We start from the raw sequence: 12,943 nt of genomic DNA, 5'->3' as shown, positions 1-12,943 counted from the left end.
TTTTGAGAAATGAGATTTTTATTCTAGTCTTTGAGATAAATCCACATCAATATTCATGCATTTAGAGGTAATCTTATAAAGTATCAATTTTTAGGAGAATAATAATGACTGATAAACGACCATTTCCGTTACCAACAGGGTATTTTGCGATTCCATTAGGTTTAAGCGCTTTATCTTTAGCCTGGTTGCATATGGGCGATACGCTCTCTTTTTCTCGAAATGTGAGTGATATTATTGGCATAACGTCTGTTTCAGTATGGGCACTTTTCGTCTTGCTCTATATTTATAAAATGATTTATTTCTCTCACGAAGTACGAGATGAATATTGTTGTCCGATACGTTTTTCGTTTATTGCCTTAATACCGATTACAACGATGTTAAGCGGTGATGTTCTGTATCGTTGGTTTCCTCTTATTGGTGAGGGATTAATTTGGATCGGGACAATTGGGCAATTATTGTTTGCTTCAGTGCGAATTAGTGCGTTATGGAAAGATGGCACATTTGAGGAAAAATCGACACTGCCACCTTTTTATTTGCCCTCTGTGGCCACTAACTTTACCAGTGCCTCATCATTAGCCTTGTTAGGCTATCAAGATTTAGGCTATTTGTTCTTAGGTGCAGGGATGATTGCTTGGATTATTTATGAACCGGTGTTATTCCAACGTTTACGCGTGTTGCAGATAGAACCACAATTTCGTCCAACAATGGGGATCATTCTTGCACCAGCATTTGTAGGCTCGTCGGCTTACTTATCGCTTAATGGGGGAGAGATCGATCTTTTCGTTAAACTCTTATGGGGATACGGTTTTTTACAAATGTTCTTTTTAATTCGTCTGTTCCCTTGGATTAGTGAAAAAGGGCTGAATATCAGCTTCTGGGCTTTTTCATTCGGATTAGCTTCTTTAGCGAATGGGGCCGCTTCTTTTGTTCATCATAACGTACTGAGCGGATTGGCAAACGGAGCATTTATCTTTGCTAACTTGATGATGAGCGGTTTGGTGCTGATGACATTAGGAAAAATTTTAAAAGGACAATTTTTGTTAAAGTAATTTAATAAAGAAGTGCGGTTAAAAATGACCGCACTTTTTTTATGAATTTTTTAAATAACAACCTATCATTTACAAAAACTAGACATGTCGTTTTGCTGTTGATGTAAATGCAATTTTATCTGGTCGATAGCTAATACTCCCATATTGAAACGGTCGACCATCCGCCAAATAAGTGGTACTCGTCACATTCACAACCATGTCATACTCACCAAGATCAATTGCCTTTTTTTCTTCTTCGTTTGCATAGCGAAAGACAATTTTTCGTTGTGAGTGACTAATTTTTAATTTTAATTCGTTTTCCAAATAGTGATAAATAGAGTGTTCAGCGATTTCTCGGCTAATAAAAGGCACGATGCGGCGATCAAAATAAGAAACCTCATATTCAACGGCTTCGCCATCAATTTCACGGAGGCGAGCAATACGGTAGAAATCGATCTGATCGTCGACATTAAAAATATGCATCAGCTCTTCTTCACCTTGCACAATATACAAGCTGGTTAATGTGGTTTTTACTTGATGTGTTGAGGCACTATTTAATTCGCTGACGGTTTTAATTTCGGAAAGCATTTGTGGTTTAGATAAATCATGTTTTAAAACAATCGAATTTCTGCCTTGTTGCTTTTGAATATAACCATCGATTTCAAGTAAAGAAAGCGCTTTTCGAATAGTATCTTTGGAAAAACCATAGCTTTGCATGAGTTCATTTTCACTCGGGAGTTCTTGCAATGGTGCTAAATTACCATTATTAATTTGGCTTTTTATCTCGTTATAGACCTGCTTGTACTTGCTCATTTCTTATCCTTTTATCAGCCGCTCCATAAATGTGTTAATAGCATATCATAAAATCCTTAATGTTATACGTATAAATTTTAATAAAAACCAATCTTTTACGAAAATGTTTTAAACTTTTACGTATATGTTGTTGCATTAAAATATGTTTAGGTTAGAATAAGCGAAAAATGATGACGTCCTAAAGGAGATATTATGCTTACTCGTTCAAGTGGTGTTCTTATGCACATTACCTCACTACCAAATGCATTTGGGATTGGTAGTTTTGGGCAATCCGCTTATGATTTTGTCGATTTTTTAGTTGAAACCAAACAAACTTATTGGCAAATTCTTCCACTCACTACCACCAGTTATGGTGATTCTCCTTATCAATCTTTCTCTGCGGTTGCAGGTAATACTCATCTTATTGATTTTGATTTATTAACCCAAATGGGCTTGTTGAAAGAATCGGATTATGCTTCGGTCAATTTTGGTGATGATCCAACTAGCGTGGATTATGAACGTATCTTCTACGCGCGCCGTCCGATTTTAGAAACAGCCGTGAAAAATTTTTTAGAGAATCAATCATTCCAAACTGATTTCAAACACTTCGAGAAAAGCAATCGTTTATGGTTGGATGATTTTGCTGAGTTTATGGCAATTAAAGAGCATTTTGGCAATCAAGCATTGCAAAAATGGGATGATAAAAAAGCTGTGGCTCGAGATCCAAGTGCATTGGAAAAATATCGCACCATGTTAGCGGAGCAAATTCAGTACTTTAAAGTGACGCAATATTTCTTCTTCAAACAATGGACTGAATTAAAAAATTACGCAAATCAAAAAGGCATTCAGATCATCGGTGATATGCCGATTTACGTGGCTGCAGATAGCGTAGAGGTTTGGACAAAACCAGAACTCTTCCAATTAGATGAAGAACGCAATCCGCTTTTTGTCGCGGGGGTCCCAGCCGATCAATTCAGTGCAACAGGACAACTTTGGGGCAATCCGCTTTACGCTTGGGAAGAACATAAAAAACAAGGCTACGCTTGGTGGATTCACCGCATTGAAGAAAGCTTCAAAATTTATGATGTACTACGTATCGACCATTTCAAAGGTTTCTCTGATTATTGGCAAGTAGACGGAAAAGCAGAGGTGGCTAAAGATGGTAGCTGGCAGCCAGGTCCAGGTTATGACTTATTTAAAGCCGTTAAAGAGCAACTAGGCGATTTACCGATTATTGCCGAAGATTTAGGTAATATTGATGACAAAGCCAGAAAATTGCTTACAGACTGTAACTATCCTGGCATGAAGATTCTGCAATTTGGCTTTGAAGATGTTAGCGGAGAAAGCTTAGATAGCCCGCATTATTGCATCCCGCATTCCATTGTTTATACCGGTACACATGATAACGATGTGACCAATGGTTGGTATAACAGCCTGACTGAACAACAGCAGCAATATATCAATGATTATACGCATCGCCATGAGGATGAATCGATTTGCCAAGCGATGATTCGTCAGCTTTTTGCAACCGTTAGCAATACCGCGATAGCCACAATGCAAGATGTTTTAGATTTGCCAGCCAGTTCAAGAATGAACGTGCCTTCAACAATTGGTGGAAACTGGCAATGGAGAATGCAGCAATCAGATTTAACGCAAGATAAAAAAGACTTTTTAGCAAAAATGACCACGTTATATCAACGTGCGAATCAGGAAAAATAATGATGAAATTTAGTACCTTTGTAAAAAACGAAACCAATAAATCGCTTGAACAATTAAGCGATAAAGAAACTTATATTCAATTATTAAATTACGTAAAAACACTCTCAGCAGATAAACCTAAAAATACAGGTAAACGTAAGGTTTACTATATCTCTGCTGAGTTTTTAATCGGCAAATTACTTTCTAATAACTTGATTAACCTTGGTGTGTATCAAGATATCAAAGCGGAATTAGAAAGTGTGGGTAAATCATTAAGCCATATTGAAGATATTGAGCCAGAACCGTCTTTAGGAAATGGTGGTTTAGGGCGTTTGGCTTCTTGTTTTATTGATTCAATGTCTACCCTTGGCTTAAATGCAGAAGGGGTGGGTTTAAATTATCATTATGGGTTGTTCAAACAAGTCTTTAAAAAGAATGAACAACATGCCGAGCCTAATGATTGGATTGAGGATAACTCTTGGTTAATTCCAACAGATATTAGCTATGAAGTACCATTTAAGAAATTTACATTAACCTCTAAATTAGATCGTATTGATATTTTAGGTTATAAGAAAGATACGAAGAACTATCTCAATTTGTTTGATATTCAATCAGTGAATCCTAAACTGATTAAAAAAGGTATCGAGTTTGATAAAACTGCGATTGAAGAAAATCTGACTTTATTCCTTTACCCAGATGATTCAGATAAAAACGGGGAATTATTACGTATTTATCAACAATACTTCATGGTATCAAATGCGGCACAATTATTAATTGATGAAGCGATTGCGCGTGGTAGTAACTTACATGATTTAGCCGATTATGCGTATGTACAGATCAATGATACACACCCTTCAATGGTGATTCCTGAATTAATTCGCTTATTAACCAAAAAACATAAAATTAAGTTTGCTGAAGCGGTTGAAATCGTACGTAATATGGTGGGCTATACCAACCATACCATTTTGGCTGAAGCATTAGAAAAATGGCCGCTAGATTATTTAGATGAAGTGGTGCCACATTTAGTGGTGATCATTAAGAAATTAGATAAATTAGTGCGTGCAGAATATAAAGATCCAGCAGTACAAATTATTGATAAACAAAAACGAGTGCATATGGCACATATGGATATTCACTTTTCAAATTCTGTGAATGGTGTGGCGGCGTTACATACGGAGATTTTGAAAAATTCAGAACTTAAAACGTTCTATGCGTTGTATCCTGAAAAATTCAATAATAAGACAAACGGCATTACTTTCCGTCGTTGGTTAGAGTTTTCTAACCAACCATTAGCGGCTTATATTAAAGAATTGATTGGCGATGAATATTTGCATGATGCAACGAAATTAGAGAAATTGTTAGCCTTTAAAGATGACAAAAAGGTTCATCAACAATTAGCGAAAATTAAGTTTGAAAACAAATTAGCACTAAAAGCATACCTTAAAGAAAATAAAGGTATTGAGTTAGATGAAAATTCTATCATTGATACGCAAATTAAGCGTTTCCATGAATACAAACGCCAACAAATGAATGCGCTTTATGTAATTCACAAATACTTAGAAATTAAAGCCGGTAAATTACCAAAACGTAAAATTACCGTGATTTTCGGTGGAAAAGCAGCACCTGCTTATATTATTGCTCAGGATATTATTCACTTAATTCTTTGTTTATCTGAGTTAATCAATAATGATCCTGAAGTGAATAAGTATTTAAACGTACATTTGGTGGAAAACTATAATGTGAGCGTAGCAGAAAAACTCATTCCAGCAACCGATATTTCTGAGCAGATTTCACTTGCCTCTAAAGAAGCTTCTGGTACAGGTAATATGAAATTTATGCTTAATGGTGCATTAACCTTAGGCACAATGGATGGGGCTAATGTTGAAATTGCAGAATTAGCCGGTGCTGAAAATATCTATACATTCGGTAAAGATTCAGAAAGCATTATTAAACTTTATGAAACAGCAGGTTATGTTTCAAAAGAGTATTATGAAAACGACAAAGAGATTAAAAGAGCGGTCGATTTTATTCTGAATCCTGCAGTAGTGAAATTAGGCAATAAAACACGTTTAGAACGTCTTTATAACGAATTATTGAATAAAGACTGGTTTATGACGTTAATTGACTTTAATGCTTATGTTGAAGCGAAAGAACAAATCTTAGCCGATTATGAAGATCAAGATAGTTGGAATGAGAAAGTCGTTCACAATATCGCAAAAGCGGGCTTCTTCTCATCTGACCGCACGATCGCTCAATATAATGCAGACATTTGGCATTGTGAGGGCTAAGGGGGGAAGCAATGAAACTACTTACCCTGAATGTACACGCTTGGTTAGAAGCTAACCAAGCGGAAAAAATAGAGATTCTTGCGGAGACTATTATCGAAAAGGGCTATGACATCATTGCCTTACAAGAGGTTAATCAATTGATGTCGTCTCCTGCTATTTCGCCAACGTTAAAGCAAGATAACTATGGTGTCATTCTGTTAAATAAAATCAATCAACGCGTTGCACAGAAATACTCGCTTTTTTGGAGCAATTCGCATATTGGTTACGATAAATATGATGAGGGCATTGCGTTTTTAACGCGCTTGCCCGTTTATGATATTGATGCGTTTTATTGTAGCCAACATCAACGTCTTGACTCGATTCTCTCGCGTAAAATCATTGGCTTGACGGTAGAATATCAGGGCCAGTTAATTGAATGTTATTCTTGCCATATCAATTTGCCAAATTGTGATGGAGAAAACCAACTTGATAATGTTCGTTATATTGTAGAGCGAAGTCAAAGTGCGAATCTTAAAATCCTGATGGGTGATTTCAATACTGATGCAATAAGCGATCAGCAAGCTTACCAGCAGATTAAATCCTTAGGCTTATTTGATACATTTGAAATGGCAGAGCAGAAGGATAGCGGCATCACCGTAGAGAAAGCGATTGACGGCTGGAAAGGCCATAGTGAAGAAAAGCGATTAGATTATATTTTTTTAAACCAAGCAAAAAGGGTTTTATCCAGTCAGGTTATTTTTAATGGAAAAAATAAACCGATTGTTTCCGACCATTTTGGCGTAGAAGTAGCTCTCATCTTGTAGGAGAATCAATATGAAAAAAATGCTTAGTTTTGAATTTTGGCAAAAATTCGGTAAGTGCCTAATGGTTGTGATTGCCGTGATGCCAGCCGCGGGTTTAATGGTGAGTATTGGTAACTCACTGCCTTTGATTAGCGATGCTGAATGGCTAGCGCTTGTCGGAAACATTATCGCCCAAATTGGTTGGGGGATTATCGGTAACCTCCATCTATTATTTGCGTTAGCGATTGGTGGTAGCTGGGCAAATGAGCGTGCAGGCGGTGCATTTGCAGCTGGCCTTGCTTTCATTTTAATTAACTTAATTACCGGTAACTTTTTCGGTGTGAAACTTGAAATGCTAGCCGATCCAAATGCTCACGTAAGTACCATATTGGCCGGTGAAATTCCTGTGGCGAATTACTTTGTGAATGTGCTTGGGCAACCTGCGTTAAATATGGGCGTGTTCGTTGGTATTATTGCGGGTTTTGTGGGGGCAACAACCTTCAATCGTTACTACAATTTCCGTAAATTACCTGAAGTATTAACGTTCTTTAATGGTAAACGTTTTGTTCCTTTCGTTGTCATTTATCGTTCCGTATTAGTGGCGATCTTCCTATCATTATTCTGGCCTTTAGTTCAAACAGGAATTAATCATTTCGGTCAATGGATTGCGAACTCACAAAACTCAGCACCAATTTTAGCACCATTTATTTATGGTACCTTAGAACGTCTATTGCTTCCATTTGGTTTACACCACATGTTGACTATCCCAATGAACTACACTTCATTAGGCGGTACTTATGAGTTCTTAACTGGTGCACAACAAGGCAAACAAGTATTTGGTCAAGATCCACTTTGGCTTGCCTGGGTGACTGACTTAATCAACCTTAAAGATGCAGGTAATTTAGCGCAATATAACGAACTTCTTTCAACTGTGACACCTGCTCGCTTCAAAGTAGGACAAATGATTGGTTCAACCGGTATCTTAATGGGCTTGACTCTCGCAATGTATATCAATGTGGATGAAGACAAGAAAAAACTCTATAAAGGGATTTTCCTTTCTTCTGCACTTGCGGTGTTCTTAACAGGCGTAACAGAGCCAATCGAATACATGTTTATGTTTGTCGCTTTACCGCTTTATATTGTTTATGCGTTAGTACAAGGTTGTGCTTTCGCCATGGCAGATATTGTGGACTTACGTGTGCATTCATTCGGTAACATTGAGTTCTTAACTCGTACACCAATGGCGATTAAAGCCGGCATTGGTATGGATGTGATCAACTTTATTTGGGTATCCATCCTGTTTGCAGTGGCCATGTTCTTTATCGCGAATTTTATGATTAAGAAATTTAATCTTGCCACAGCAGGCCGTAATGGTAACTATGATGCAAAAGGTTCAGATGAAACTTCTAGCGATGAACCGAAAGTTGCGAATGCTAGCGCACAAGTTATCCAAATCATCAACTTACTTGGTGGACGTAATAATATTGCAGATGTGGATGCTTGTATGACACGTTTACGTATCACCGTACATAATCCAGAGTTAGTGGGGGATGAAGCAAGTTGGAAACAAGCAGGTGCAATGGGCTTTATCGTGAAAGGCTCTGGTATCCAAGCGATTTATGGACCAAAAGCAGATGTCTTAAAATCCGATATTCAAGACGTGCTTTCATCGGGCGTAGAAATTCCTAAAATGTAATTCTACCTAAATATCTACTTTATCCCCGCCTTCAAGGCGGGGATATTATATCAATAACTCATTTCTATATTGCTCATCTTCAATCTACCCTAAAAATCTTTTTATTTGATACTATCAACGTAGAAAAAATTTCCACAATTTTAGCTCTATAAAAAAATACCGTCCGTTATATAACGAGCGGTATTTCTAGTGTTAGAATGGAAGTGGTCATTAAATGATTAATTGGCCGATAATACTACGAGTTTCTTCTCGTACTTCGGTAAGTTTCACTTTCACCAAATCACCGATTTTGTAACGGCGTTCCCCTTGAATATACAGTGCTAATTCATCAGCATTCACTTGCATTTCATCTTTATTTGGATGCAACGTGGAAGCTGGTACGAACATGGATGCACCATTTTCTAATAATTGAACACGTAAACCACCACGCATCACATCTTGCACTTCTGCATCAAATTCAGCATTTTCAGCGACTTTGTCAGCAAGATAGCGACAATATAACCAGTCTGCGATATCGCGTTCAACCAAGCGATTTTGGCGACGGGCTTCTTGCAAGCGAGCAAGGACTTCATCTTGTGGTTTTTCACAAGCTTGCTGTGTGAGCACGGCTTTAATTAAACGATGGTTCACCATATCGGAATATTTACGGATAGGCGATGTCCAGGTCGCATAACCTTCTAATCCAAGCCCAAAATGTGGAGCAAGTTCGGATTTAAACTCCGCAAAGGTTAAATAACGACGTAAACGGAATTCTAAATAGTCACCTTCAATCGGTTCAATATCATGACGCATTTGGCAATAACCTTTTAAGGTTGCCAAATTTTCCACCGAATAACGTTCAGCAAGTTCAGCTTGATTTTCTTCATTGGCTAAATTTGCCATTAAGAAATTATGGGCATTTTCTAAGAATTTCTTATCAAAACCAGTGTGTGTATTGAAAATACCAGCTTTAGCATGCTCCGCTAAGAATTGAGCGGCACAAATGTTGGCAATGATCATGGATTCTTCCACGATTTGATTTGCAATACGACGATATTCCGCTTTAATTTCTTGCACTTTGCCATTCTCAGCGAGAATAAAGGAGTAATCTGGTTTCTCTTTAAATAACAATGAATGGGTTTTACGCCATTGAATACGCGCTTGAGTAAATTGATGTAACCAATCAATTTGCTGGGCAATTTCAGGTGTTTCCGGTTGCCATGCATCCGGTACTTGTTCTAAATAATCTGAAATCTTGTTATAGGCTAATTTTGCTTTAGATTGTACATAAGCCGATACAAAATGCGGTTTAGCCGTGATGTTACCAGCAAGATCCGTTTCAATGTAACATACTAAAGCAGGACGAGTTTCATTTGCCATTAATGAGCATAATTCATCAGACAATTCACGCGGCAACATTGGGATGTTGAAGCCAGGCAAATAATTGGTGAAACAACGCTGTTTCGCATCTTTTTCAATTTGTGAATCTAATGCAATGTAAGCTGTGGGATCCGCAATGGCGACGACTAATCGCCAGCCGATTTGTGTACCATTTTGCTCGATAGGTTCGATGTAAAGGGCATCGTCCATATCCTGTGTGCTTTCAGAGTCAATGGTGACAAAATGAAGTACGGTCAGATCTTCACGTGTTTGTTGATCTAACATCTCATAGCTTTCTGCACCTTGTACCGGATGACGAGATTGCTCATGACGTGCCAATGTCACCCACCAAGGAGCTAATTCATCATCAGCACGGCAGATAAATTGATTGATAGTGGCATAGAAAAAGCGATCATCACGTAATGGGTGCGTTTTCAAATTTGCGACGACCCAGTCGCCCTCTTGTAATTCTTCTTTTACGGATTTAGCTTGTTGCGCACTAATGGGTTGGTTGATACTTGGATGATCAACCAAAACTTGCAATTTCTTGTCTTTATTGAACCGCACTTTGGCAATAAAGCGAGTGAGCATTGGCTCAATTAATTCTTCAGGTTCAGCTTGCTCTTTATCGCCTTGCTTTTCAATGGTGGCTTTGATTTTGTCACCGTGCATCACTTTTTTCATTGCAGGTGGGGCAATAAAGTAGCTTTTTTTATCGCACTCTAAAAAACCATAAGCTTTATCAGTACTTTTTACCACGCCTTCAACGTGTTCTTTGCTGTCGTGGATTTGTTGCTTAAGTTGTGCGAGTAATGGATTATCTTGGAACATAGTTATATTTAAAAAAAGAGAAAAGGCAGACTGAAAAGCCTGCCTAAAAATAGATTGTACGAAAAATTATTCTTCGCCTAATTCGCCCATTGCAGTGATGCTGAAACCTGCATCTACGTGAACGATTTCACCGGTAATACCCGATGCTAAATCAGAGCATAAGAATGCTGCTGAGTTACCCACATCTTCGATAGTAACTGTGCGGCGTAATGCGGCAGTTTTCTCAAATGCAGAAAGCATTTTCTTGAAGTTTTTAATACCTGATGCTGCTAAGGTACGGATTGGACCTGCAGAAATTGCATTCACACGAATACCTTCTTTACCTAAATCAGCTGCCATTACGCGAGTTGCCGCTTCAAGAGATGCTTTCGCTAAACACATGACGTTGTAGTTAGGAATTGCGCGCTCTGCACCTAAGTAAGAAAGGGTTAATAACGCTGCATTTGGATTTAAGTAAGGACGAGCCGCTTGTGCCATAGCAACGAAACTGAATGCACTAATATCGTGAGCGATACGGTAACCTTCACGAGTTGCCGCATTTACGTAATCGCCATCTAATTGGTCACCTGGTGCGAATGCGATAGCGTGTACGAAACCATCAAATTTTTCCCAACGTTTGCTTAATTCAGCAAAGCAGTTTTGGATGCTTTCATCGGTCGCTACGTCTAAAGGAAGTACGATGTCAGAACCAAATTCTTTTGCAAATTCTTCTACGCGCGGTTGTAATTTATCGTTTAAATAAGTGAAAGCAAGTTCAGCACCTTGTTCTTTCATTGCTTTTGCGATCCCGTAAGCGATAGAACGGTTGCTTGCAAGACCTGTTACTAAAATACGTTTACCAGTTAAGAAACCCATATTTTTTCCTATGTTTGAGTTAAAAAAATCGACAAGATTATACTTGTTTTGTATGCTTTCGGCAATCAATCACACTTTGTACCAGTTAGGCTGGATTATCAATATCTTTAAATTCTACATCCAGACCATATTCCGTTACCAACCATTCACCTAATGCTTTGATACCGTAGCGTTCAGTCGCATGATGACCAGCCGCAAAGAAATGAATACCTTGCTCACGCGCAGAGTGAATTGTTTGCTCCGAAACCTCACCGGTAATGAAGGCATCACAACCTTGTGCTGCCGCTAAATCAATATAGCCTTGTCCGCCACCGGTACAAATGCCTACTTTACGGATTAAGTGCGGTCCGTTTTCCTTGCAAATTAACGGTTTACGATGAAGCACTTGTTCAATACGTTGCGCAAATTCTTCAGCAGTAACGGGATCTTTTAACGTTCCCCAAACAGGAATGCTGGTTGAGCTATTTTCTAAAGGTTGAAGATCGCCAATCCCTAATAACTGAGCAAGTTTTGCGTTGTTGCCTAATTCTGGATGAACATCCAAAGGCAAGTGGTAGCCGTATAAATTAATGTCATTCACAAGCAAGGTTTTGATACGTTTTCCTTTCATGCCGCGAATACAAGGATTTTCACTTTTCCAAAAATAGCCATGGTGGACAAGTACCGCATCAGCTTGTTGTGCAACGGCATAATCAATCAAAGCTTGGCTTGCGGTGACGCCTGTAATGATTTTTTGGATTTCTGCTTTACCTTCCACTTGTAAACCGTTAGGCGCGTAATCATTGATTCTATCTGTGCTAAGTTTTTCGTTTAGTAAACGTTCAAGTTCTAGATTGTTCATTATTTTTGAGAGAAAAGAAAAAGGTGAGATATGGTAAGGGATTTAAAAAAAAATGGCTAGTGCAAAAGGAGTGAGTGGGGGGAATGCACTAGCCAGTAGTGTGTCTGTCATAACACAAGTTTACTATCTAAAACCTTAAAACGACTTCATTATATATTTAATTATATAAAGATCAAGAAAAATTTTAGATATTTTTTAAAAATTGAATCATTGACAGATTTATCAGTCCTCAATGGCAGTTTTTTTTACAAAATTTTATAGGGAGAATTTGCTGAGTTAGTCGCGTAATCGAGTAATTGGCTCTAGGTATAATTAAAGGCATAACTAATTGTTTTAAATATATTTTATACCAAGAAGTATACTTCTTTTAGTTGGTATTGACATACCAACTAAACAAACACTGATAAAAATATTTTTAATTAACATTTAACATAAGGAATCGGAGTAAAACATGCCAAAAATTGAATTATCAAGTAAATGGTCTTGTGATGGGCGTGAGTTAAAACCTAAATCAGGAGCAACTTCACAAAATACTTGGGTATATGACAGTCGTTATCTAAAACCTAAATTTTCTGCAACATCAAAAAATACTTGGGTGTATGACGGACGTGAATTAAAACCTCAATTTTCAGCTAATTCACAAAATAGTTGGGTAATTGAAGGGAATAAAATTAAACCTCAATTTAGTTCAAATTCGAGTAATACTTATGAGTTTAATGGGCACTCAATTTTAGTTGCTTTTGGTCAAGTTGTTTTAAAACTTTGGTAAGAGA

At 37.8% G+C, this 12,943-nt stretch carries 10 protein-coding genes; 6 read left to right on the top strand and 4 right to left on the bottom strand.

The window, feature by feature from the left end; all coding sequences use genetic code 11:
• Positions 1-104: 104 nt before the first annotated feature.
• A complete protein-coding gene (gene tehA, locus INP94_RS09905) occupies positions 105-1,049 on the top strand; it encodes a dicarboxylate transporter/tellurite-resistance protein TehA (protein ID WP_197543519.1) in 945 nt (314 codons plus the stop codon).
• 78 nt (positions 1,050-1,127) lie between these two features.
• Here the strand turns inward: tehA and INP94_RS09900 are convergent, their stop codons facing one another.
• Positions 1,128-1,841: a GntR family transcriptional regulator gene (locus INP94_RS09900; RefSeq protein WP_178410566.1), complete on the bottom strand. Its 714-nt coding sequence runs from the start codon at positions 1,839-1,841 to the stop codon at positions 1,128-1,130.
• A 192-nt stretch (positions 1,842-2,033) separates the two neighbouring features.
• Here INP94_RS09900 and malQ point away from each other — a divergent pair, with 192 nt between their 5' ends.
• From malQ to INP94_RS09880, 4 genes are read left to right on the top strand one after another with little or no spacing between them, the layout of a single operon-like run.
• The gene (malQ, locus tag INP94_RS09895) at positions 2,034-3,539 is read left to right on the top strand and encodes a 4-alpha-glucanotransferase (protein WP_197543518.1); all 1,506 of its coding nucleotides are present in this window, start codon (positions 2,034-2,036) and stop codon (positions 3,537-3,539) included.
• Positions 3,539-5,806 (top strand): glycogen/starch/alpha-glucan family phosphorylase, encoded by a 2,268-nt coding sequence (glgP, locus tag INP94_RS09890; protein ID WP_197543517.1) that lies wholly within the window; start codon positions 3,539-3,541, stop codon positions 5,804-5,806. The genes malQ and glgP overlap by 1 nt, the downstream gene beginning before the upstream one ends.
• Positions 5,807-5,817: 11 nt before the next feature.
• A complete protein-coding gene (locus tag INP94_RS09885) occupies positions 5,818-6,609 on the top strand; it encodes an endonuclease/exonuclease/phosphatase family protein (protein WP_197543516.1) in 792 nt (263 codons plus the stop codon).
• A 10-nt stretch (positions 6,610-6,619) separates the two neighbouring features.
• Positions 6,620-8,284 carry a PTS transporter subunit IIBC gene (locus INP94_RS09880; RefSeq protein WP_197543515.1) on the top strand — a complete coding sequence of 555 codons (1,665 nt, stop codon included), beginning with the start codon at positions 6,620-6,622 and terminating at the stop codon, positions 8,282-8,284.
• Between the two features lie 210 nt (positions 8,285-8,494).
• Here INP94_RS09880 and rnb read toward each other — a convergent pair whose 3' ends face one another.
• The 3 genes from rnb to INP94_RS09865 form a co-directional block, all read right to left on the bottom strand.
• Positions 8,495-10,474 carry an exoribonuclease II gene (gene rnb, locus INP94_RS09875; RefSeq protein WP_197543514.1) on the bottom strand — a complete coding sequence of 660 codons (1,980 nt, stop codon included), beginning with the start codon at positions 10,472-10,474 and terminating at the stop codon, positions 8,495-8,497.
• Positions 10,475-10,540: 66 nt separating this feature from the next.
• Positions 10,541-11,329: an enoyl-ACP reductase FabI gene (locus tag INP94_RS09870; protein WP_007242104.1), complete on the bottom strand. Its 789-nt coding sequence runs from the start codon at positions 11,327-11,329 to the stop codon at positions 10,541-10,543.
• A gap of 85 nt (positions 11,330-11,414) precedes the next feature.
• Positions 11,415-12,170 carry a Nif3-like dinuclear metal center hexameric protein gene (locus tag INP94_RS09865; RefSeq protein WP_197543513.1) on the bottom strand — a complete coding sequence of 252 codons (756 nt, stop codon included), beginning with the start codon at positions 12,168-12,170 and terminating at the stop codon, positions 11,415-11,417.
• 451 nt (positions 12,171-12,621) lie between these two features.
• Between INP94_RS09865 and INP94_RS09860 the strand changes: the two genes are divergently transcribed.
• Positions 12,622-12,939, top strand: a complete 318-nt coding sequence (locus INP94_RS09860; protein WP_197543512.1) for a hypothetical protein — start codon at positions 12,622-12,624, stop codon at positions 12,937-12,939.
• Positions 12,940-12,943: the final 4 nt, after the last annotated feature.

The organism is Haemophilus parainfluenzae (assembly GCF_014931395.1).
Classification (GTDB): Bacteria; Pseudomonadota; Gammaproteobacteria; order Enterobacterales; family Pasteurellaceae; genus Haemophilus_D.
The sequence above is the reverse complement of the archived record's forward strand: the minus strand, read 5'-3'. Positions and strand labels throughout refer to the sequence as shown.